Below are 22359 nucleotides of genomic sequence, written 5' to 3'. Positions count from 1 at the left end.
AAAAGTGCGGCTAGGTGGCCGTCACCAGCTCTTTATGAGTTGCAGGGCGACAAACCGTCCAAGCGGGTCGGCATTGCCCGCATCGTAGCCGAAGCCGCTACTTCGATCGACGAAGGGCGGTGTCGCGTCGAACAGGTTCTGGACGCTGAGCGACACGGTCAGATCCTTGATAAACTGTCTCGGCTGGTAGCGGATTTGGAAATCGAATGTGGTCCAGGCATCAACCTGCCTCTCCGGGCTGCTGACATCGTCTCGATACCCATCGACATAGTTGACCGAGACGGTGGTGCCCCAATCGCGCCAGGAGACGCTGCCGGTCGCGCGCATCCTGAAGTCGACCGGGTTGCCAAGCGTATCCACCCGCTCGGCGACCGGAGCGGCGGGAGTCACCTGACGTTTGTAGTCGAGGAGGTAGGAGCCATTGAGGCCCACGACCGCCTGCGCCTCGCCAAGGTTGAAGCTCTTGTGAACCGCAGCGTCGAGGCCGCGTACGACCACCTTGGCCGTGTTGACGAAACGCCCATCGACAATGCCGCTGAAGGCCTCCGGCGGCAGAGAGGGCGGAACGATCGACCCGGGACCATTGATGAGGGCGGTCACGTCCGCGAGATCGTCCGGATCGTTAGCGTTCACGCGCCGCACGAAGGGCGAGAAGATGTCGTCGCGCAGAACGTTGAGAATGTCCTCGAAGGTCGGCTGTCCGATGCGGTTCGCGAAGCGCGTTTCGAAGAAGGTGGTCTCAACCCGGAGGCCCGGAGCACTGGGCGGTTCCACCTGCGCGCCGAGAGTAAAGGAATGGGCGCGTTCAGGCTGAAGATCGGGATTGCCTCCGCTCAGGAACAATACGAGCTGCGGCGTACCGGACGCATCGGCGAGTTGGGTCGCGCTGACGCTCAACGGATCGCCGATCTCGCGAATGGCGGGCGCCCGGAAGGAGGTTCCATAGGTGCCCCGTAACCGAAGTCCGCTCAGCGGCTCCCACACCACGCCCAGCTTCGGATTGGTCGTGCTGCCGAAGTCGCTATATTCCTCATGCCGCACAGCAAGGGAGAGTTCGAGGCGTTCGAGACCTGCGCGGCGATTGATTTGGCTGACCAAGGGAATGAGGAGTTCGGCGAACGCCGCCGTGATCGAGCGGTCCGCATCGGTGCGATCAAGCGGATCGGGCGCGGCTCCGAAGTAGAAGGCCTCGCCGCGCCGGAGGAAGGATTCCACACGGTAGGTCGCACCGATCGCCCCGCGCACGCTGCCTCCGCCGATCTCGAACAACGGGCCGTCTGCTTTCACGTTCACCGAGGTAAGCCCGTTGTCGATGCGCTCATCGGTAAATCCTTGGCCGATGAAGTCGAGGATCGTCTCGCTGTTCGAAGCACCCTCGCCATAGGGATTGAAGAAGCCGTCTGTGGCCGTGCTGAACGGCGTTATAGGATCGTCGGGAACGATGCCGAGCGCTTCATAGAGGTAGCTCGACTGAACGATATTTCCGGTGCGGTTGCCGCTCTCCTCAAAGGCGTGGGTGAGATAGGCGTCGACCAGCCAGCCGTCCCCTGCGTCGAATGTTCCGCCCACGGTTGCGCTGAGCGCCCGCACCTCGCCTTCGACCTCAATCGCGCCAAGTTCTGGACCAAAGGAGTAAGCGATAAGACTGAACGGCGACCCGTCGGGGCTGACGAAATACGGATTGGCGGCGGTCACCTGGAGCAAGGCGGTCGAAGGGAGGCTCCGGTAGGAAAAGTTTCGTTCGGCGTAGCGGCCCTCGGCGAAGAGGGTGACGCCACTTCCCGCCTCCTGCTCGGCAGTGACATAAAGGCTATGCCGGGTCTGACGCGGAAGAACGTCTGTCCCTTCAAGCAGATTCTCGAAATTGGCGCCGGGCTGGAAGTCGCCGGGCTCGAGACCCGTCCCATCCTGATCTTCGGGAATGGCGAAGACGGGCACGAAGCCGCCGCCCGTCGCGTCCAGAGCGACGATCGTTCCGGGGTTCGAAAAGTAGCCGCGATGGTCTGACCCGCCGAGCGGTCGCAGATCCTGGGACCGCGTATAGGGCCGGTCTCGCGCTTCGAGATTCTCCCGGTGCTGAAACTCATAGGCGCCGAGGATGTGGCCGCTCCCCCAGGTCGTTCCGAGGAGCTGGCTCAACTGATAGTCCTGCACGCCGCCAGAAGTGGTGGTCCCGATGCGCGCGCGGCTCTCGCCGCCGTCGATTGTCGTTCGAAGAACGAGGTTCACGACGCCGCCGACGGCGTCGGAGCCGTAAAGCGCGGATGCACCGTCGGCCAGCACTTCGATCCGCTCGACGGCGGCCGTCGGGATCGAGGACAAATCGGTGAAATCGCCCTTGCCGCCCGATCCGGCGACACGGCGGCCGTTCACGAGCGTCAGCGTCGCATCGCTGCCGAGGCCCCGAAGGTTGACGCTGGATGCCAGGGTGGAGTTGGCGATCGTCCGGTCGGAGCCGGTAATCGCGGTGTCCTCGGTCGCCGTGCCGCCGAAATTCTGGGGAAGCGCCGCCAGCGCTTCGGCGACGGTCCCATAGCCTGACCTGACGATATCCTCCCCGCCGATGACGAGGAGCTGCGAGGGGCCTTCGCGCTGGCCGCGGATGTTGGTTCCGGTAACGACAATCTCCGGACCGGTCTCGTCTTCCGGAGCCGCGTCGCCTACCGGCGGCGCAGGTCGCGCAGGCTGGCGCTGACGCTCCGGGCGGGCCGGCGCGGGCACAGGGCGAGCCCGCGTCTGCTGAGCCGCTCTACCCGCCTTCAGCACATAGACATTGTTCCTGGCACGGTGGACCTTGATTCCCGTCCCTTCGAGCAGCCGCACCAGGGCTTGGTCGGCGGTAAAGCGTCCATGCAATGCCGGGGCGGCGCGGCGACTCACCAGCGCGCTCGGATAGAGGAGCTGGCGACCGGTCACGCGGCCATAGACAGTCAAGGCGTCCCTGAGCGATCCACCGCCGAGTTGAAACTCGTATTGCTGCGGCTGGGCCGCTTGTGCATGCCCAACATTCGTTGCCGAGCAGAGGCCAAGCGCCAGCGCCGCAATCGCCACGCGGTGATCGAACCGCTTTCTCGTCACGCTTCCGCCCATATCCCGCTCCCCGTCCTGTTGCGGCCTTTCATGGCCGTTCACCAGGGAAACGCAGCGGAGGTGCCACTCCCCTAACTGCCGATGGAAATATTCTTTCCTGCAGGAGTAAGGGTTACCGCTAGGTTGCGGTGAGAATGATCGATCCGTTTTCGCCCTTTTCGGCATGGACAGGGAAAAGGGTCGTCAGCGCGGCAACGAAGGCGTCGACGTCTCCGGTCTCGAACGTGCCGTCGACGCGAAGATTTCGAAGAGCCGGCGATCGAAGCTCGATCTGCCGCGCCGAATAGCGATTGGCTTCGGCGATTGCCTGACCGAGCGGCGTCTCCCTGAACACCATCCTGCCGGAGGTCCAGCTCGTCGCCGCTTCGAGATCGACTTTCTCCTCAACTTTCCGTCCGTCCGGGCCGACACGGACCGCCTCTCCGGGCGAGAGGAGCGAGGGCACGCCCTCGTCTCCGGCGGATACCGCGACCGAACCGTCCACCAGAACCACCTGAACCGCGCCTGCTCTTCGGACGTCGAACCGGGTTCCCAAGGTCCGGACTTCGACCCCATCGGCGCTGACGGTGAAGGGACGCTCGGGGTCGGACTTCACTTCGAAGAAGGCCTGACCCTGCAAAAGCTCAACGTCGCGCGCGCTCGAGGAATAATCGACCGCGAGTCGGCTGTTGGTGTTGATCCGCAGGCGCGACCCATCGGCAAGCGTCACAAGGCGCTGCTCTCCGATACCGGTTGCATAGATTTGGGCGCGCGTGAGGAAGAATGTCGCCCCCGCTGCGACAAGGACGAGGGCCCCTGCGCCCGCCAGCACCTGACGCCTTCGGGTCGGCAGGAAGGCGGCCCTTTGCCGGGGCCGCTCTAAAGCTTCACGAACCGCGTCGGCGATGTCTCGGTCGCCGCCAAGACTGCGTGCTTCGCGCCATAGCGCCTCGACCTTCGCATAAGCCTCGGCATTGCCGGGCTGGCGACGCCAGGCATAGAATTCTTCGAGTTCCTCGTGCGAGACGGCGCGCGTGTTCAAACGAGCCAGCCAGTCGGCGGCCTCGCCCGAGCTTTGATCGCCTTCACCCCTGTTGATCATGGCGGTCCGCCGTTCAGTCGCGCATCCACTCGGCGCACATAGCCAACGCCTTGCTCATCCGCCATTCGACAGTTTTTACCGAGATGCCGACATGACAAGCAATCTCTTCATACGTCAAACCGGTGAAGCGGCTCAAGACGAACACGTCGCGGTAGATCGGCGGCAGGCGCAAAATGACACGCTTAAGTTCCAGCAGATGATCCTGATCGGGACCGATTGACGCTGTCTCAACTGCCTCGTCAGCCGCCATGCTCTGGTCGAAAAGGCCGCCACGAACCACATTCCGCCGCATATTGTCGCGGGCGAGATTGACGGCGATGCGCATCAGGAGCGCCTTGGGGTGGCGCGACGCCTCGTCGAACGGATAGCGCGCGACTCGAACATAAGTCTCCTGGACGATGTCGTCGACTTCGACCGAGGTCGTGCGCAGGCGCAGCGACAGCATGCGGTTGAGCCAGCCGGAATAGCGCCGGTAGAGCAGGTCCACCGCCGATACGGCCTCGGGCTGAAGCGGCGCCGCCCGCGCCTTGCGCTCGTCTCTGCTGGCCACGGTTCGTCCCTCACGCCAAGAGCCAAGGGGCGGACGACAGCATGGCTGACGGTGTGGAAATACCTGCGGCGGTGCGCCATCGATCCCGCGGCTCGTGCCGCTGGTCGATCAAATCCGAACTGCGATGAGTGAGCGCGAGCGCCAAGCGACACCCGTCTCCACTCATCCTGCACAGGGGTTTCCACGCCCCTGCCGCCCGTTCTCGGCGGCGAGGTCATGCTGAATCATCTGCCATCGCTTTGCAAGAGGGCGATTTTTGGAAGGAAGGGGCCGGGTGTTGGAACCTCTGTGCGAGGCCCGTTAGTTCCCGCCTGCCTGACGCCGACACGAGAAGACCTCGTGTCCCCGGCACTTGGACAGGCAGCTATTTCACGGCACCCGACATGGCAGCTGATAACCGCCGCGCTGCCTCCGGGCAACGATGGCACCCTCCTTTTCCGCACCGATGCGGCGGGGTTTCATTTTCTTTAGGCACGTCAGGGCGCTATGGTCGCTTTCGGCGCGACGTGCCGGAGAGCGCGTCTCCACAGCCGCATGGGCCGCCGGAAACGCACCCTTTCCGCGCAGCGGATCGGCGCTTTTGTGCGCAGATGGCGCACAATGCGCGCGCAAGCGGCAAGGATGTTGCGGATCCTCATCTATCGACAGCTCGACGCGGCTTTTCGCGTGATTCCAAGTGGGCTTTTGCTGTTCCTTCGAATGCGAACGGGAGAGACAGGAGGAGTCCTATGGCCTCTCCCGCGCCAGCCGAGACCCAGTGGCGGGAGCAATCTGCATATCAGCCGCTCCGCGGCCTCGATCGCGCGGGCTTTGCCTGGGAGTTTCTGCGCCGGAACGAGGAATATCGCCGCACGGCGCGTCTCCACTGTTCGAATGCGCCATCCAAGTTCAAGCATGTAGATGTGCGTCAGCCCGACAAGGAGGAAGCCAGGGCCGCCGCGCCCTGGTGCCTTCACTTTCTTGGCGGACCCCGACCTTAAGTCGCAGGACGTCCAAATTGCCTGGCGCGCAGCCGATCATCCCGCAGTCGTACCGGTGGACGTTGTCTCGGCAGAGCGCCCCGATTTCGACGCTCTGACACTCAATCGCGACGATCTTCATGTGACCATCGTCCGCTCGCCCGTAGGGGAGCAGCTGCTTCTTGGCGATGGCCTCCATCAAGTGCAGCTCGCGAGCGAGAGCGGCAGCTTCCTCCACGATGCTGTGCATCTGCGCTATCGTCTTCACGGCCTGCGCACGCTCGCGCCGAAACTTCTAACATTGCAGCGCCTGACAGCGCTTGATCGCCTCGGCCGTTTTCCGGCCGGACTGTTCCCGCCCGAAGGGCGCGCGGGGCGGTGGATCATGATGCTGCGCGCTGCCGACGCGATCGCGCAAGGCGCGAGGCAGCGCGAGATCGCGGCTGCATTGTTCGGCGATGAGGTCGCCGCGCGAGACTGGCGCGGCGGTTCGGATTTTCTGCGCCTTAGGGTCCAGCGCCTCGTGCGCGAAAGCGCGCGAATGGTCGCCGGCGGCTACCGCGCGCTTCTTCGCGGAAGGGAGGAGGGCTGATGCCATGAGGACGCTTGCGCGAGAGAGGATGCCGCCGCATGCTCGCCTGCCTAGAGGGGAGATCTATGGCGCGCAGCAAGGAACAGCTGATCGGCCGGCTGCACGGCGAGACATCGGGCGGCGATCCAATGATGGTCCGCATATACAAGACCGGGCGGAGCTATCGGTTGAGCGGTGCACGGGATCATCTCTGCCATCCGTCGGTGAAGGACATCGAAGGTGTAAAGCGCGAAGCGCTCCTCGTCTTCCATCTCAAAAACGGCGTGTTCGAACCGAGTTGAGGCACACTCTCATTTCTCCTCAGTAAAATCAGATGGCGAAGGACCGCATGCGCTTCGCGCGCTTGGCGGATTAGCCGGTCAGTTGCCGGACCTCTTCGCGGTCCGGCCCGTCAAGTGACGATCGGTCACACGGAACCGAGCCTCGCGGCTCGAAAGCGGTCGCCGCTCGCGCGGCGGCGTGTCTGTGGGCCGCTCCCGGCGCGCGGAATGGGCGGCGCTCCCGGCTAGGCCCGCGCGCACCGGCCGCAACCGGCGCTGACGCGCCAGTCCTCCACTGCGTTCCGGCCCTTCGGGTGCGCCCGGCGCTTCAGCCGCGGGCCTCTTGGTCGCTGGTTCGCCGCCCACCCCGCTTCCGGGGTGGCTGTGCGGATTGGAGAGGAGCCGGAGGATGGCGCGAGACGACAGGCCGAGGCGCGGCGCGGCAAAGGCGGTGCGGAGTTCCCGCCGCTGCGCGGCGGATGCGGGCGGGGCGAGGGCGCAAACGAGCCTCTATGAGGAAGTGACCGGGAAGGTCATTGCGGAGCTTGAGGCGGGGCGCTTTCCATGGGTGCAGCCGTGGGACAGCGGCAGCGCCGCCATCGGCATGCCGACGAATGCGGCGACCACGCGGCCCTATTCCGGGATCAATATCCTCCTCCTGTGGAGCGCGGTCATCGCGCGCGGCTATCCGCGCCAGAGCTGGCTGACCTTCCGCCAAGCCCTTGCCGCAGGCGGTAACGTCCGCAAGGGCGAAGCGGGCGTCGCCGTTTACTATGCCGACCGCTTCATTCCTGCCGCCGATAAAGCGCGCGCTGAACAGGAAGGCTGCGAAGCCGCCGCCATTCCGTTTCTCAAGCGCTTCACCTTGTTCAATGTCGCCCAGTGCGATGGCTTGCGGGACGCGTTGGTCGGCCAGCCTCCCCGCGTCGACGAGTGCGAGAAGGTGCCAGCCGCCGAAGCGCTGATCGCTGCCACCGGCGCCGACTTCCGCGTCGCCGGGCCGCAGGCCTTTTATTCTCCCGCGCAGGATTTCGTGGCGGTGCCGCCGCAATCGGCCTTCTTCGATCCCGTCAACTATTACCGCACCGCCCTTCACGAGCTTGGCCACTGGACCGGCCACGAGACCCGACTCAATCGCGATCAATCCGGGCCGTTCGGCTCGCAAGCTTACGCGCGCGAGGAACTGGTGGCCGAACTCGCCGCCGCCTTCACCTGCGCGAGCCTCGGCATCAGGCCGACCGTGCGCCACGCCGACTATCTCGGCGCATGGCTGGCGGTGCTCCGCGCGGACAATCGCGCCATCTTCAAGGCCGCGCGGCTTGCCAGTCAGGCAGCGGATTATCTGCTCGCCTTCCACAATCCCATTGGCGGGGAGGCGAAGCAATGAGCGTCGCCGCGCCCTTTGAGGCCGAGCCAACGGCGGCGGGCGCGCAATGCCTCGTCCCCGGCGTCCGGCCCATCAGTCAGCGCGCGCGGCTGGAAGCGCAGATGGCCGCGCCGCTCGTGCCGCAGAGGCCGCAGAAAGCCACCGATTTCGGCCTATTCGATGAAGCGGCGCGCCTCCAGCTCGACCTGTTCGGCGTCTCCGGGCGGACGAGCGCCCCGGACCGGCCTCCGTGAACGAGGCGAGGATACCCGCGCCTGCACGATGCGGGCCGCTCACTTACCGGCCCGCAGCCGACGGGATTTTCCAGTCTTGAAAGGCCGCAGCCGATCCACCCCGAAAAAAGGAACATCATCATGCAACTCGCTCATATCGACATAAGCAAGCTCTCGGTTTCTCCGGTCAACATGCGGTCCGGCAAGAAGCCGCCCGACCTTGCCGATATTCTCCCCTCCGTCCGCGCGCGGGGAATCCTCGTGCCGCTCCTCGTCCGCCAGAATGGCAGCCCGGAGACGTTCGAAATCGTCGCCGGACGGCGGCGCTATTTCGCCGCCAAAGCGGTGGTCGAGGAGACGAGCAACGAGGCGGGCGAGGGGAGAGTCATACCCTGCGCCATCATGGAGGCGGGCGACGATGCCGCCGCGCTCGAAGCCTCGCTCCTTGAAAATGTCGCACGGCTGGACGCCCATGAAGTCGAACAATGGGCGACCTTCACCGGCCTTGTGAAGGCGGGGCGGAGCGCCGAGGAGATCGCGCTCGTCTTTGGCCTCACCGACCGGCAGGTGCGGCAGGTGCTGGCGCTCGGCAACCTTCTCCCCAAGATCCGCGAGCTTTACAGGAAGGAGGAGATCGACCCGGCGAGCATCCGCTATCTCACCATGGCGACCAAGGCGCAGCAGCGCGAATGGCTCGCGATGGTCGCCGACCCCGATTGCTACGCGCCGGGCGGCGTCCAGCTCAAGAACTGGCTGCTCGGCGGTCAGTCCATCGCGACCGGTGCCGCTTTGTTCGACCTTCAAACCTACAAGGGCGAAATCGTCGCCGACCTCTTTGGAGAGGACGGCTATTTCGCGGACGCCAATGCATTCTGGGAAGCCCAGAATGCCGAGATCGAGGCGCGCCGCGCGGCCTATCTTGAGGCGGGCTGGGCCGAGGTCATGCTTCTCGATGTCGGCGACTATTTCAACAGCTGGGAGCATGAGAAGGCGCCCAAGCGCAAGGGCGGCAAGGTCTTCGTCCAGCGCTCGCAGCGGGGCGAGGTGATCTTCCACGAAGGCTATCTGCCGCGCAAGGAAGCGCGCCGCTTGCCGGGCGGAGGCGCGGGGGGCGAAGGGGAGAAGCCGGTCAGGCCCGAAGTCACCGGACCCTTGCAGACCTATATCGACCTTCACCGCCATGCCGCCGTCCGCGCGGCGCTCTTGGACCACAAGGACGCGGCCTTCCGGTTGCTGGTTGCCCATGCGATCAGCGGGTCGCACCTCTTCAGCGTCAGGCCCGAGCCGCAGCGCGCGGGTAATGAAGTCGTGCAGGAGAGCGTCGAGACGAGCGCGGCGGAAACCCTCTTCGACGCGCGGCGGCGCGAAGTGCTCGCACTGCTCGGCTTCGATGCCGACGCGCCGACGATCATCGGCGGCGACGATCAGGGCACGACGACTTTGTTCGCGCGGCTCCTCCCCCTCGCTGACGACGATGTGCTCGCCATCGCGGCGGTGGTGATGGGCGAAGCCCTTGAAGCGGGAAGCGTGGTTGTGGAAGCCGTTGCTCACCATATCCGGCCCGACATGGCGGTGCTCTACCGGCCCGATGCGGCGCTCGTCGAACTGGTCCGCGACAAGGAAGTCTTGTGCGCGATGCTTGCGGAGGTCGGCGGGGAAGCCATCGCCCGCGCCAATCAGAACGAGAAGGCCAAGACCTTGAAGGGGCTGATCGTCGATCATCTCGAAGGGGCGAATGGCAGGACCAAGGCAGAGGTGTGGCTGCCGCGCTGGATGGCGATACCACCCGCCGCTTATACGGGCCGGGGCGGCGTCGGCGCTGTGCGCCGCCATACCGGGGTCGCGGCTTTGTTCGGCGAAGAGGCGGATGATTGCGTATCCGCCGACGCCTTCGCGTCGGCGGAGGAAGCGGACGGCGACGTCGCCGACGGTCGCGCCGACGAGCCGGTGGCCGCTACCGGCGACGGCGATGATGTCGCCGCCGGTGCCGATGACATCGGCATCGCCCCCGATAAGGCGGGCCCCGAGGCAATGGCCGAGGCGGATCGCGTGGCGGCCTGAGTGCGTGTGAGCGGCGGCTCCAGCCGCCGCTCGTCGGTCCCTTGATTCCAATTGCGCCGGGCGACCCCGCCTTCGGGCGGTGGCGTCCGGCGCTTCTTCATCTGCTATGCCTGAAGTTCGCGCGCCCGGACCTCCTCAGGAGGCCCGGGCGCGTTATCCTCCAGTCGATGGACGAATTAGGATCGAGAGCACTGCCCCATCCGGTCCGGCCTCGCCTGTCGCAAGAGGAAGGGCGGGCCAGCGTCCGCTGGCGTTCGCTCCGACATAAGAGCGCGACCTGCTTCTCCGGCCCTCCTTTCAGGGAGGCTGGCAACCTTCGCGTAACCTCATGGTTGTAAAGTGTCAGAAAGAGGCCTAAGTTTCTGACAGAGGGTGAATCCATGAAACATGTGTCCGAGAAGATCATGAAATATGCCGCCGGGCTGCCGGAGGGCGCGCCAATCGTCGCCAAGGCGCTGCTGCATCTGGGCAGCCGCGCGGCAGTCGATCAGGCTCTGTCGCGTCTCGTGCAGCGAGGCGCGCTGCTGCGCGCCGGCCGCGGCCTCTACGTCCGCCCGGTCGAATCCCGCTTCGGCACTCGCGCTCCGGCGGCCGAGAAGGTCGTTGCCGCGCTCGCCCAGCAATGCGGCGAGACGGTGACGCCGAGCGGCGCCGCCGCCGCCAACGCACTCGGCCTCACCGAGCAGGTTCCGGTCCGCTCAGTCTATCTAACCTCGGGACCGAGCCGCAGGCTCAAGGTCGGCCGCCAGACCGTGGAACTAAAGCACGCACCGCGCTGGCAGCTCGCGCTGGCGGGCCGTCCGGCGGGCGAGGCGGTGCGCGCGCTCGCCTGGCTGGGGCAAGCGAAGGCGGGTCCGGCGCTCACCAAGCTTAAGCGCACGCTGCCGCCCTCCGCTTTCCGGGAAATGGTGTCGGTCTCACCTCTCCTGCCGCCATGGATCGCCAAGCCCGTGAGCGAAATCGCGGCTTATGGCTGAGGCCTATTTCGGGCTTTCGCCCGAAGACCGCCTCGAAGTGCTGAGCGTCGCCGCTTCCGCCTCGGGGCGACCGCCGCACCTTCTGGAAAAGGACATCTGGGTCGTCTGGACGCTCGGAGCCCTGTTTGGCGATTCCTTGGGCGACGATCTCGTCTTCAAGGGCGGCACGTCGCTCTCCAAGGTCTATGGGGCGATCCGCCGTTTCTCCGAGGATATCGACCTCACCTACGACATCCGCAAGCTCGTTCCCGACCTCGTCGATGGCGCGGAAGACGCGCTTCCCGCAACCCGGAGCGAAGAGAAGAGATGGAGCAAGGCGGTTCGCACGCGGCTTCCGCAATGGATCGCGGAGAAGGCGTTGCCGCTCATCCAGGCGCGGCTCGCCGCCGATGCGCTCCCGGCCAAGGCTCGGGCCGAGGGGGACAAGATCTTCGTCGAATATGAGGCGCTGACCACGGGCTCCGGCTATGTCCTCCCGCGCGTCATGCTGGAATTCGGCGCCCGTTCAACCGGTGAACCGAGCGCGCCGTACGAGGTTACCTGCGATGCCGCGCCTCACGTCGAAGGGGTCGCCTTTCCGGTCGCGAGGCCGCGCGTCATGCGCGCCGAGCGGACCTTCTGGGAGAAGGCGACCGCCGCCCATGTCTTCTGCTCGGAAGGCCCCTTGCGCGGCGACCGCTTCGCGCGCCACTGGTACGACCTTGCCAAGCTCGATGAAGCCGGGCTCGCCGAGGCGGCGATCGCCGACCGGTCCATCGCCGCTGCCGTCGCCGCCCACAAGAGATGGTTCTTCGCGGAGAAAGATGCCGGCCGGCAGACGATCGACTATGGCGCCGCCGTCGCAGGGGACTTAAGGCTCGTGCCCGAGGGAGACAGCCGCCGCGCCCTCGCCGACGACTATCGGCGGATGGTCGAGGACGGATTGCTGCTCGACGAAGCGGAGCCCTTCGAGGCGCTTATGGATCGCATCCGGGACCTCCAGGATCGTGCGAACGCGGCAGCCGCTGACGGGTCTGTGGAGGGTTCAGGCCGGGTCTAGCCACTCAGGGCGATGGTTTATGCTGCCGTGCCGAGAGTGCCTTCGAGGCGCGGAGACTGCGCTTTTCCGATCAATGTCAACGTGTCTTCGATGCTGTGCGATCCGCCCTCACGGCCTCATCGATGGGCTGGTCTGGCGCGCCGGTTCGGGCCCTGGAGGGCCCCGGCCTCATGCCCGCAACGGCGGGAGCCCAACCTTCTTCCCCGCCGCTTCTTGCGGCTCCTCGCGAGACAAGAAGCTTGGGCTCCCGCCGTCCTCCGCTCTGCTTCGGCCTGACGGTGCGGACCGGCCGCCGCCGCGCCTCCCGACAGCCATCGAGGCCGCAAGAGGCGGTCCCGAAAGCAGCATAAGGAGACATGACATGGCCCAGATCGGAACCTTCACCGCGACCGACAACGGCAATCTCGGCGGCACGATCAAGACGCTGACCCTCAACGTCAAGGCGACCCTCCGTCCCTCCGACAAGGACCACGACAAGGCACCCGATTACCGGGTGTTCGCCGGCAACGTCGAGTTTGGCGCCGCCTGGAAGAAGACCTCGCGCGAAGGCCGCGACTATCTTTCGCTGAAGCTCGATGACCCGAGCTTTCCGGCGCCCATCTTTGCGACCCTCATCGAGGGCGAGAATGGCGAGCACAGCCTGATCTGGTCGCGCTGAGCCCCGAAAGCCCGCCGCGCGACATGCGCGGCGGGCTTTTCCTCGATAAGGGCGGATCGATTTTCAGGGCGGCCGTTTTTCGAGCCTCCGAAGACACGCCCTCACTCGACCATCTTCGCCCAAGGCCGCGGCGATTCCCGCCGCGCCAAAGAGAGGTCGACATGGACGATGAAATTGCCCGCGCCGCCAAGGCGAAAAAGGGCTGCCCTTTCCTCAACACGGCGCAGGCGGCTTATTATATCGGCCTTTCGGCGCGCACGCTTGAGAAGATGCGGAGCGCCGGACAAGGCCCGCGCTTTCGCAAGCACGGCCGTTATGTGCGCTATCACATCGTCGATCTCGATGCCTGGTCCGAAGGCGGCACGAGCGCGGCGCGGTCCCATGCCTGAGGCCCGCGACCTGCCACTCTTCCGCTGGGGCGCCGAGCTTCGCCGCGCGCGGACCGCGCGGCGGCGCCTGACCAAGCGCCTCCTCGCGGGCGGCCTTCTGTGCGGCCTCGTCCTCGCAACGGCGGCCGGCGCGCCCCGGCCGCGCGTCGTCTGGAACGTCTCGGACAGCATGGCGAGGGGGCCTTATTGGGTGCGGCCCGATGCGCCGCTCGCGCGCGGCGATGCCGTTGTCGCCTGGCTTCCTCCGGCCGCCCGCGCGCTTGCCGCCGAGCGCCATTATCTTCCCGGAAACGTGCCGCTGGTGAAGAAAGTGGCGGCGCTCGAAGGCGATCTTGTCTGCGCGATCGGCGAAGCGCTCTACATCAACGGCCGCCACGCCGCCGCGCGTCTCCATCATGATCGCCGGGGAAGGCCCTTGCCGTGGTGGACAGGCTGCGGGCGTATTGCCGAGGGTCACTATCTCCTGCTGATGGGGGAGGTGCCCGCCTCCTATGACGGCCGCTATTTCGGCCCGGTGCCGGGACGCGCCATCCTTGGAAAGGCGGTGCTCCTATGGGCGTTGTGAGCCGGTTCATCGCCATTCTGGCGATCGCGGCGCCGTGCGCCGCCTCCGCCGCGCCAGCCGGTCAGTGGCAGCCGCACGTTGCCGAGGCCTCCGCCCGCTTCGGCATTCCACAGGAGTGGATCTTGCGCGTGATGCGGGCCGAGAGCGGCGGCCGGACGCACCTTAAGGGGCGTCCGATCACCAGCCACGCGGGCGCGATGGGGCTGATGCAGGTGATGCCCGGCACCTATGCCGCACTGGCCCGGGCGCACGGCTTTGGCCGCGATCCGCACGATCCGCGCGACAATATCCTCGCGGGAACTGCTTACCTCAGAGCCATGTACGACCGCTACGGTTATCCGGGGCTCTTCGCCGCCTACAATGCCGGGCCGGGGCGCTACGAGGACTATCTGAAGGCCGGACGGCGGCTTCCGGCGGAGACGCGTGCCTATGTGGCGAAGCTCGCAAGCGCTCCGTTGCAGGCGCCTTCCGCTGCGCTGCGAAGCGTGCCGGAAGCTGTAAAAATTGCCGCGCCGGGGCAAATGAACGGGCTTGGCGGCGCGCTGTTTTTCCAGCTCCGCACCCGCCCAGAGAGGGGACCAGCAGGCGTGGAATATGCGCCGAAGGCGAGTGTTTTCGTGCGCCTGACCGGCGGCATTTCGGCTGCGGAATAGAAGGGTCGGCACGAGGCTGCGGCTGCCTGTGGCATTCGTCTCTGAAGGGAATTGGGACCGGTCGCGCCGCCGGAGAGGCGTCGCTTCTATCAGCGGCTGGACGGGCTTCGCAGCCCGCATTGGCGGCGATGTCCAGGGGAGGGAGGAGGAATAGTGCCGAAGGCAAGATAAAGGAATGGCGCCACGGGAATCTTGGCACCCTCCTAAGCTTTTGTCTGCACATCGTTTTTTCTGCGGCAAGGATGGCGCCATGCCACCGGACGTGGCGCTACGCTGGCGCCCCGGCCGGGAGACCCGAATGAAAGGAGAAGCGAATGGCGGGCGAGGAGACATTCGAACCGCGGCTCGGCAAAATCCGGTCAATGGGATCGAAGCGCGGCCGCAAATATCTGCACCAGGTGCTTCGCGCCGCGAACCTTGCTGGCGTCGGGGCGGCGCGCAACAGCGGCTTTCACGGCAATCGTATCGGACGGGGTGCGGGGGTAGGAAGGGTGCTCGCCGCGCGTAACCGCATGGCTGCCTTCCGGCAGCGGCGCGTCGTCATCAAGTCGAGGATCGTCAAGCTTGCCGGAAAGGCGCTCGCCGGCGCCCATGCGCATCTGCGCTATATCCAGCGCGATGGTGTCACTCGCGACGGTGAGCCTGGCGCGCTCTACAACGCGGCAAGCGACCGCGCCGACGGCAAGGACTTCATGGAACGCGCGGCGGGGGACCGCCACCAGTTCCGGTTCATCGTCTCGGCGGAAGACGGCAGCAGCTACGATGACTTGAAGCCGCTTACGCGGCGCCTGATGACGCAGATGGAAGAGGATCTCGGGACCAAGCTGGACTGGGTCGCGGTCGATCATTTCAACACCGGCCATCCTCACACCCATATCATGCTGCGCGGCAGGGACGAGCGCGGCAAGGATTTGATCGTCGCGCGTGACTACATGGCGAGCGGCATGCGGGAGCGTGCCGCCGAGATCGTGCAGCTGGACCTTGGACCCCGTACCGATCGTGACATCGAAACGCGGCTGGAGAGGGAAGTCGAGCAGGAGAGGCTGACGAGCCTCGACCGTAGATTGCTCCGTGCAAAAGGTGTCGAAGGTCTCGTGAGCCCGCAGGCGGACGGTCCGTTCCGGCAGGCGATGCTGACTCGCCGCCTCGTCAAACTGACACGTCTCGGTTTGGCCGACGAGACCGCGCCCGGGCGCTGGCATCTTGCCGAGGATCTGGAGACGACGCTCCGGCGAATGGGAGAGCGCGGCGATATCATCAAGACGATGCACCGCCAGCTTGGTGCGAAAGGTGCCGAGCGCGCGCTGTGCGATTATGCGGTTTTCGATCCAACCGTAGAAGGGCAGCGGGAAGTCGTCGGACGCGTGCTCGCACGCGGTCTCTCCGACGAGCTCAGCGGTCGCTATTATCTGCTGGTCGACGGCCTCGACGGACGTATTCACTATGCCGATGTCGGGAGCGGCGATGTCGCCGACCTTGCACCCGACAACGCGATCGTGTGCGTCAGCGGACGAAAAACGGGGGTGCGGCCGGTAGACCGGATGATCGCGAACATCGCGGCCGAGAATGACGGCCGCTACAGCGTCGATCTGCACCTGCGGCACGATCCACAGGCCACAGAGGCGTTCGCCTCAACACATGTGCGGCGACTTGAGGCCGTCCGGAGGAGCGGCGCCACACTGGATCGACAGCCTGACGGAAGCTGGAACCTGGGGGACGGCTATCTGGCGGCCGCAGCGTCCTATGAGGAGCGGCAGGCGCGGGCGCGGCCGGTCGCGGTCGAGCTTCTCTCCAGGGAGCCGCTGGAAAGGCAGCTGGGCGCTGACGCGCCAACTTGGCTCGACCGGGAATTGACTGCAGCCACGCCACTCCCACTGCGAGACGCCGGCTTTGGACGCGCCGTGCGGGAGGCGCAGGCAATACGGCGCCAATGGCTGCTTGACCAAGGCCTTGCCGAAGAACGGAGTGGCGGCACCGTCTATCGCGCGGGCATGCTCGCGACACTGCAGCGGCGGGAACTGCTTCGGGCCGGCGCGCAATTAATGGACGAACTCGGCCTGCGTTTTACGGAAGCAAAGGCTGGCGAACGAATAGAAGGGAAGCTGGCGCGCCAGATCGATCTTGTCGGCGGGCGTTATGCTCTGGTGGAGAAATCCAAGGAGTTCACGCTCGTGCCCTGGCGCCGGGTGCTGGAGGAAAGGATCGGCAAGCAGGTCACGGGAATCGTCCGGCCGAATGGTAGCGACGTAAACTGGACATTTGGGAGATCGAGAGGACAGGGAGTTTCGTAGTGCGGGCGGCTTCACTGAGCAGAAACGCTCGGGTCCGCTTTGCGCCCATGGCGGACGCTCGTGAACTATTCATTCACAGCCGAAAGCGGTCATTCCTACCTGGCTATCGATCCTGCACTTCACACGGGTGGGGTCACAGGTTCAATCCCTGTCGCGCCCACCATCTTTTCAAGCACGCAGCTGGAAAGGTGGTCCCGCCAGTCCTTCCGGGGTAGTCGAGCGGTAGCGATTTAGTCGCTACCCCCGGTTCGGTTCCGGGTTTCAAGCCGCATTTGCCGCAGTGCGAATTGCCGTCGCAGGCCGCCGGGCGCCAATGAGCTCGAGCGCATCGATAGCCACCACCCGGACCTCCTCGTCTGACAACGTTCGTGCCCGCCCGGTATCGGCGTTCTCGCCGTGGTGATCGTCGCATGTCGCGTTGTTGCAGCGGTCGAGCTGCGTGAGGTCTCGGTGGCACGGGTGCGAGGGTCCCTCGCTCGCGATCGCCTTGACGATGGAGCCGAGGTTTTGGTCCGGTGCGAAGTATGCCCGGTATCGCCTGTAGTGGGTCTCGAGGACGCGACGCACCGTGAGAACCACCTTGGCAGGGTCCCCCTCGTTCCGTTCAACGTAGGCCGAGAGGTCGTCAATCATCTCGATGTGCCGAGCTCGACAGAGGAGGTCCAAGTCCGCGACTGACGCCTCCGACCACTGACCCCCAGCGGCGAACTCGATCTTGAAGGCTGCGCAAGGGGTGCCCACGCAACGGGCCTCGATGTCGAGGAGCAAGTGTTCATCGTGGGACAGCACGATCATCTGGCGGCAGCGGCCGCACAGCTCTTTGATGACCTCGACCGTCATGTACCGGCGATGGCTATCGTGGCTGCTCAGCGGGTCATCGACCACCACTGTCTTCCCAGCGAGGCCCGTGTCCGCGTCCAGCATGGCGAGGAAGAACGCGAAGGCGAGCGTGGTCTTGTCCCCGGCCGACAGCGTGTTGCGGAATGAGGGAATGGCATCCGCCTGCCGCCCCCGTCCGCGCGCGACGGTCTCGCCCTTGATGAGCAACCCGTAGTCCACCTGGCCCGAGTTGCCCTGCATGCTGTTTGTGATCTTCGAGATGGTGAAGCTGGCACCGAAGCGGCCGAGATGGTGATTCACTCGGCTGTGGTACTGAGCGGCCGAGGCCTCGTTCACGTCCTTGAGCTTCTTCTGAATGTAGGTCCGGGTCTTGCGCGCCCGCGCGTCCCGCTTCTTCGCGCGGAAGTAGGCATTGACCCGCTTCTGGACCCCCGCGTCATGCCGGGCGATGCGCTTCTTCACGTTGTCGCGGGTCGCCTGCGCGACTGCCAATTTGGTCGGTGCGGCGGTCGATACCTTCGCGGCGGCGTCATTGATGCCTACAACGGCCTCGTTGTAGGTATTGATGAGGTTGGTGGCGGCCGTGAGCTTGGCGCCTATCTCAGTCAGCTCTTCCTCGGCCTCGAGCTTGTCCAGCGGTGACGCGCGCTTCTTGTCGCATAGTGCCTTGGCCGCCTTGTGCGCGTCCGCGATCACGGGGCCGAGCTCGGCCATCTCCGGGAGTGGCTTATCCAGCCGAACGTATTCGCCCCACTTTCGGGCGGCCTCGGCATTGGCTTCGATCTTGGCCGTCAGGCCCGTGCGGGTGTCCTCGCCCAAGGAGGTTTCAACCTCGCCCCCGAGCTCCCGGACGGTGGCTAGGTGGCCCTGGTAGGTGTCCCCGAAGATTTGCGCGTACAGCGTCACCATCCCCGCCTGATCCACGTCCTCCCGCCCACAAAAGGGGCAGGAATCATCGTGGATATGGTCCAAGCCGTAGCCGATCCACTCCTCGGCCTTCTTGTCGAGGCGGAAGCGGGTGAAGTGCTCGAGCAAGCGGTCCCGAGCCGAGGTATCAATGTCAGCGACGGTGCTTGCGAGGACGGCGGCCATCCCGGCCGGGAGAGCGGGGACGGGAAGCTCCTCGAGCTGCTTGAGGGCAGCGATCTTGTCCGCCTGCTGGACCGCCTTCACAGCGCGCTCAGCATCCTCGAGGCGCTTGTCGTAATCGGGGTTGGGTGCCAGCGCGAAAAACTCGTCCAGTCCCATGTCGGCGGGCTTGTCTTCGGCAAGGGCCGTCTCGGCCGCCTTCAATTCCGCCGATGTCTTCCGGTTGATATCGTTAAAGCGCTCGAGGTGGGTTGCCAGCCGCACCCCATCCTTGCCGATAATGACGGAGAAGAGGCCGCGATCATGGGCGAGATCGGTGAGCTCCCCGGCGTAAATGTTGTCGGCAATGAAGGTGGTGTCGAACACCTCAATGGGCGCGCTCTTCGACTTCCACTTGCCATTGTCGAAGCGGATGTTTCCGGCGTCAGTCATAAGGGTGATGTCCGGCGCCGCGCCGCCGTTGCCCAAGGACTGGCGAGCGAGAACGGTATTCGAGCAACCGTCCCGTGCCGCTCGCAGGACGGATGTGAGGGTCGATTTGCCCCGCCCGTTGCCCGCATAGAACAGCGTGAGCTGGGAGAGCTTCGGGGACCCGGGCGTATCGAACGCGCGCAATACCCCGACATTGCGGATGACGAACTTGCTGAACATGAACAAATAGCTGACTCCGAATCACAGTGGAGTCAAAGCTGTTCGCGGGATTGTTCAGTATCGGCGCAATCAAACGGCGTATGGGCTCACCTCTCCGGCACGGTCTGGCGAGGCCAACGGAACGAACGGCCGGGCATTGATGAGAGGGGGCTGGTTGAAAATTCCAGCCCCGATCACACCTGCTAGGCTCAACAGGAGGAGCGGGCACCGTGTCGGCAAGTGACGAAGTTGACGAGATGCACCTGACCCCGGACGGATGGGTGCAGGGCAGCAGCAAGATTGATTTCGCGGGTTGGACGCACCGAGACCCGCCGCCGGACCGCCTGCTGACGGTGAGCTTCCGCGAGTACATGTCCTCGAGCTTCTCCCCGATGGACCTATCAGCGGACGAGACGAAGCACGGCTCTGACGCGGACATTCTGGCGGCGCTCGACAAGCATGGCGTGGAGCCCCGGCCCGGCGCCGAACGCTACCGGGGATGGCCTGAATTCCTGCGGACCATCGGCTACAAGAAGAAGATGAGCTGAGCAGCGGGCGCGGCCTCGCCACCCCCCGCGACTAGCCCGCGTGGTTGTCAGCAAGTCGGCCACGAAAAGCTGGAATAGTACAGATCGGCCCTGCCCCTTGAGAGCGCAGGCTCCCGGGAGATAGGGGATCACGATGGGACTTACCGCTTCGCATCTGTTGTCGGTGATTTGGGCCGAAGTGGGCACCTTCATCTACAACTATCAGACGCTCATCACGGGCATACTTGCCATCGGGGCCGCTTGGTACGCCGGAGCTCCCGTCTGGCGGCAGCTCAAGGACAGCAATCTCCAGACCCGGATCATGCACCGGGAGACGCTCGCCATTCGCCAGCGCGAGGCGGAGGAGCGTGCCGCCCGGGTCGCCAAGGCGATAGATGACCCGCTGTGGAAGGCCCAAGACCTGACGAGCGACCCGGTGGGCGAGCCGCTTGAGATAGGCGAGCATGACGCGTTCAACGTGGAGCAGATGATCGAAGGCCGCCTATACTGGTACCTCGTCACGCTCGAGGGGACCGAGGACGCGCCGGTGGAGGAGGCAAAGGCCACCCTCAAAACGGCGCTCAAGGACCTGACCGACACGCTGAGCGACGTGCACTGGCCTGCCCACAACGATCAGTCCGGCGAGGACTACTCGATGACTGACGAGGAGTGGGCCGAGGTCCTACAGAAGGCGAAGGACGGCAAGAAGCTGGCGACCGGCAAGGTCAGCGCCGCGTGGAAGGCCAATCGGGCGCTCAAGGATGCCCAACAGGCTTCAATCGACGGGCTGCGACGGCAGATTGCTGCGCTGGACCAGAGCATCGCCCGAAACACCTGACCGCAGCCCCCGGTCGCTACCCCCTCCGGTCGTGCAGCGAATGCCGTGGAAGAAGTGGATCGGCGCGCGGCGGCCTTGTCCTCGGATAGGGCGTGCTCCGACCGATCCGGCAGCGTATTTCAGTCCTCTGCTAAGAGCAGTCGGACCGCATTCGGCCCAAAAATCTGCCGGTCGTCATCGCGCCCAAAGGCGTCGTCTCAGAGGCTTTCCGATGCTCCGAAAGCAGACCTTCCGGTGCAGGCTACAGGCGGGTGCAACCCGTAGCCGCTCCAGCTTCGTTCGGGTGCTGGAGGATCGGACATGAACATTGATCTCGTTATCATCGGCTCAGGCACTGCGGCGATGGTGGCCGCCTTCCGCGTCCGCGCCGCCAGATGGACAGTGGCGATCGTCGATGAGAAGCCCTTCGGCGGCACCTGCGCGCTACGGGGCTGTGATCCGAAGAAGATGTTGATTCCCGGAGCCGAGGTGATCGACGGGGCGCGGCGAATGCAGGGACATGGCGTCGCCGGCCAGGCAAGCATCGACTGGAGGGAGCTGATCAGGTTCAAGCGGACCTTCACGGATCCAGTCCCTGAAAAGCACCAGCAACGGTACGATGACAAAGGCATCGTCACCTTTCATGGCCGCGCCTGTTTCACCGGTCCAAACTCGCTGTTGATCAACGGAAGCGAAATTCAGGCCCGGCATATCCTGATCGCGTCGGGTGCCGAGCCGGTGCGCCTCGGCATTCCGGGCGAAGAGCATCTCATCGACAACGAGGGGTTTCTCGCGATGGAGCGCCTGCCGCGCCGGATTTTGCTCGTCGGCGGCGGCTACATCGCTGCCGAATTCTCACATATCGCCGCGAGGGCTGGTGCTAAGGTCACGATCCTTCAGCGTGGCCCGCGCTTGTTGGCCCAGTTCGAGCCAGAGTTGGTCGGTTGGCTGATGGACGCTTTCGAGGCGATCGGCGTCGCGGTGCGCACCAACACGACCGTCGCTGCGATCGAGCGAAATGGCGATGCTTTCACCGTGCACGCGGAGGCGGATGGTGAGGAGGTGAGGATCGAAGCGGATTTGGTCATGCATGCAGCTGGCCGCTCTCCCGCACTGGACCGTCTCCATCTCGCGGCGGCGAATGTCGAAATCGAGCGGGGCCGCTTGAGGCTCAACGACTATCTCCAGAGCGTGTCGAACCCGGCTGTCTATGCCGCCGGCGACGCGGCGCAGATGGGACCGCCCCTGACGCCCGTCTCAAGTCATGACGCAAAGGCCGTGGCGGCCAATCTGATCGATGGTAATCATCGGAAGCCGGACTATCGAGGCGTGCCGAGAGTCGCATTCACCTTGCCGCCGATCGCGGCCTTCGGCATGGGCGAGGCTGAGGCCGCCCGGGCGGGGCTACACTATCGGGTTAAGACAGCACGGACTTCCGATTGGTACACCGCCCGTCGAGTGGCGGAGCTGGTCTACGGCTACAAAACGCTTGTCGAGGAGGGAACGGGCCGAATACTGGGCGCTCATTTGGTGGGGCCACACGCCGACGAGGTGATCAACCTTTTCGGACTTGCCATTCGGCATGGCCTCACCGCCAATGACCTCAAATCCACGATGTTCGCATACCCGACCGGAGCTTCCGACCTAGGCTACATGCTGTAACCGTGGGCGGCTAATCTCGCGACGCATCCG

General features: G+C 65.2%; 20 protein-coding genes. 16 read left to right on the top strand and 4 right to left on the bottom strand.

From position 1 onward, the window contains the following. Positions 1 to 21: 21 nt before the first annotated feature. The 3 genes from C7I56_RS12720 to C7I56_RS06540 form a co-directional block, all read right to left on the bottom strand. Positions 22 to 3078, bottom strand: coding sequence for a TonB-dependent receptor (locus C7I56_RS12720; RefSeq protein WP_158703028.1), 3057 nt, complete (start codon positions 3076 to 3078; stop codon positions 22 to 24). 130 nt (positions 3079 to 3208) lie between these two features. Further along, a complete protein-coding gene (locus tag C7I56_RS06545; RefSeq protein ID WP_106639775.1) occupies positions 3209 to 4171 on the bottom strand; it encodes a FecR family protein in 963 nt (320 codons plus the stop codon). A gap of 13 nt (positions 4172 to 4184) precedes the next feature. After that, the gene (locus C7I56_RS06540; RefSeq protein ID WP_199792346.1) at positions 4185 to 4721 is read right to left on the bottom strand and encodes an RNA polymerase sigma factor; all 537 of its coding nucleotides are present in this window, start codon (positions 4719 to 4721) and stop codon (positions 4185 to 4187) included. A gap of 728 nt (positions 4722 to 5449) precedes the next feature. On the opposite strand from C7I56_RS06540, the gene C7I56_RS12315 reads away from it, so the two are divergent. From C7I56_RS12315 to rlxS, 13 genes are all read left to right on the top strand, one after another. Then, entirely contained in the window at positions 5450 to 5701 is a 252-nt protein-coding gene (locus C7I56_RS12315; protein ID WP_158703027.1) for a transcriptional regulator domain-containing protein, read from the top strand. Next, positions 5682 to 6272, top strand: coding sequence for a DUF2285 domain-containing protein (locus C7I56_RS06535; protein ID WP_158703026.1), 591 nt, complete (start codon positions 5682 to 5684; stop codon positions 6270 to 6272). Before C7I56_RS12315 ends, C7I56_RS06535 begins: the two co-directional genes overlap by 20 nt. 65 nt (positions 6273 to 6337) lie before the next feature. Continuing rightward, positions 6338 to 6553: a hypothetical protein gene (locus C7I56_RS06530; protein ID WP_106639773.1), complete on the top strand. Its 216-nt coding sequence runs from the start codon at positions 6338 to 6340 to the stop codon at positions 6551 to 6553. A gap of 388 nt (positions 6554 to 6941) precedes the next feature. Beyond that, positions 6942 to 7919 carry an ArdC family protein gene (locus C7I56_RS06525; protein WP_106639772.1) on the top strand — a complete coding sequence of 326 codons (978 nt, stop codon included), beginning with the start codon at positions 6942 to 6944 and terminating at the stop codon, positions 7917 to 7919. After that, complete coding sequence (locus C7I56_RS06520; protein ID WP_106639771.1) at positions 7916 to 8152, top strand: hypothetical protein; 237 nt, start codon at positions 7916 to 7918, stop codon at positions 8150 to 8152. The genes C7I56_RS06525 and C7I56_RS06520 overlap by 4 nt, the downstream gene beginning before the upstream one ends. Before the next feature lie 120 nt (positions 8153 to 8272). Further along, positions 8273 to 10192, top strand: a complete 1920-nt coding sequence (locus tag C7I56_RS06515) for a ParB/RepB/Spo0J family partition protein (protein ID WP_106639770.1) — start codon at positions 8273 to 8275, stop codon at positions 10190 to 10192. Between the two features lie 380 nt (positions 10193 to 10572). Continuing rightward, positions 10573 to 11169, top strand: coding sequence for an AbiEi antitoxin N-terminal domain-containing protein (locus tag C7I56_RS06510; RefSeq protein ID WP_106639769.1), 597 nt, complete (start codon positions 10573 to 10575; stop codon positions 11167 to 11169). Next, positions 11162 to 12208 (top strand): nucleotidyl transferase AbiEii/AbiGii toxin family protein, encoded by a 1047-nt coding sequence (locus C7I56_RS06505; RefSeq protein ID WP_106639768.1) that lies wholly within the window; start codon positions 11162 to 11164, stop codon positions 12206 to 12208. The genes C7I56_RS06510 and C7I56_RS06505 overlap by 8 nt, the downstream gene beginning before the upstream one ends. Before the next feature lie 361 nt (positions 12209 to 12569). Further along, a complete protein-coding gene (locus C7I56_RS06500; protein ID WP_106639767.1) occupies positions 12570 to 12866 on the top strand; it encodes a DUF736 domain-containing protein in 297 nt (98 codons plus the stop codon). A gap of 161 nt (positions 12867 to 13027) precedes the next feature. Further along, positions 13028 to 13255: a helix-turn-helix transcriptional regulator gene (locus C7I56_RS06495; RefSeq protein WP_106640173.1), complete on the top strand. Its 228-nt coding sequence runs from the start codon at positions 13028 to 13030 to the stop codon at positions 13253 to 13255. Continuing rightward, positions 13248 to 13820 carry a S26 family signal peptidase gene (locus tag C7I56_RS06490; RefSeq protein WP_106639766.1) on the top strand — a complete coding sequence of 191 codons (573 nt, stop codon included), beginning with the start codon at positions 13248 to 13250 and terminating at the stop codon, positions 13818 to 13820. The genes C7I56_RS06495 and C7I56_RS06490 overlap by 8 nt, the downstream gene beginning before the upstream one ends. Beyond that, positions 13808 to 14473 carry a lytic transglycosylase domain-containing protein gene (locus C7I56_RS06485; RefSeq protein ID WP_106639765.1) on the top strand — a complete coding sequence of 222 codons (666 nt, stop codon included), beginning with the start codon at positions 13808 to 13810 and terminating at the stop codon, positions 14471 to 14473. Before C7I56_RS06490 ends, C7I56_RS06485 begins: the two co-directional genes overlap by 13 nt. Positions 14474 to 14787: 314 nt before the next feature. Then, on the top strand, positions 14788 to 16764 hold the full coding sequence (gene rlxS / locus C7I56_RS06480; RefSeq protein WP_106639764.1) for a relaxase/mobilization nuclease RlxS: 1977 nt from the start codon (positions 14788 to 14790) through the stop codon (positions 16762 to 16764). 261 nt (positions 16765 to 17025) lie between these two features. Here rlxS and C7I56_RS06475 read toward each other — a convergent pair whose 3' ends face one another. After that, a complete protein-coding gene (locus C7I56_RS06475; protein WP_106639763.1) occupies positions 17026 to 19344 on the bottom strand; it encodes an AAA family ATPase in 2319 nt (772 codons plus the stop codon). A 209-nt stretch (positions 19345 to 19553) separates the two neighbouring features. On the opposite strand from C7I56_RS06475, the gene C7I56_RS06470 reads away from it, so the two are divergent. The 3 genes from C7I56_RS06470 to C7I56_RS06460 all read left to right on the top strand — a co-directional run bounded on the left by C7I56_RS06470 (position 19554) and on the right by C7I56_RS06460 (position 22329). Beyond that, entirely contained in the window at positions 19554 to 19871 is a 318-nt protein-coding gene (locus C7I56_RS06470; protein ID WP_106639762.1) for a hypothetical protein, read from the top strand. 133 nt (positions 19872 to 20004) lie between these two features. Beyond that, positions 20005 to 20688: a hypothetical protein gene (locus C7I56_RS06465; protein ID WP_106639761.1), complete on the top strand. Its 684-nt coding sequence runs from the start codon at positions 20005 to 20007 to the stop codon at positions 20686 to 20688. 300 nt (positions 20689 to 20988) lie between these two features. Beyond that, on the top strand, positions 20989 to 22329 hold the full coding sequence (locus C7I56_RS06460; protein WP_106639760.1) for a dihydrolipoyl dehydrogenase family protein: 1341 nt from the start codon (positions 20989 to 20991) through the stop codon (positions 22327 to 22329). The last annotated feature ends 30 nt before the right edge of the window (positions 22330 to 22359 follow it).

The organism is Allosphingosinicella vermicomposti, from assembly GCF_003012815.1.
GTDB classification, from domain to species: Bacteria; Pseudomonadota; Alphaproteobacteria; order Sphingomonadales; family Sphingomonadaceae; genus Allosphingosinicella; species Allosphingosinicella vermicomposti.
This window is presented reverse-complemented; position numbering and strand designations above follow the sequence as displayed.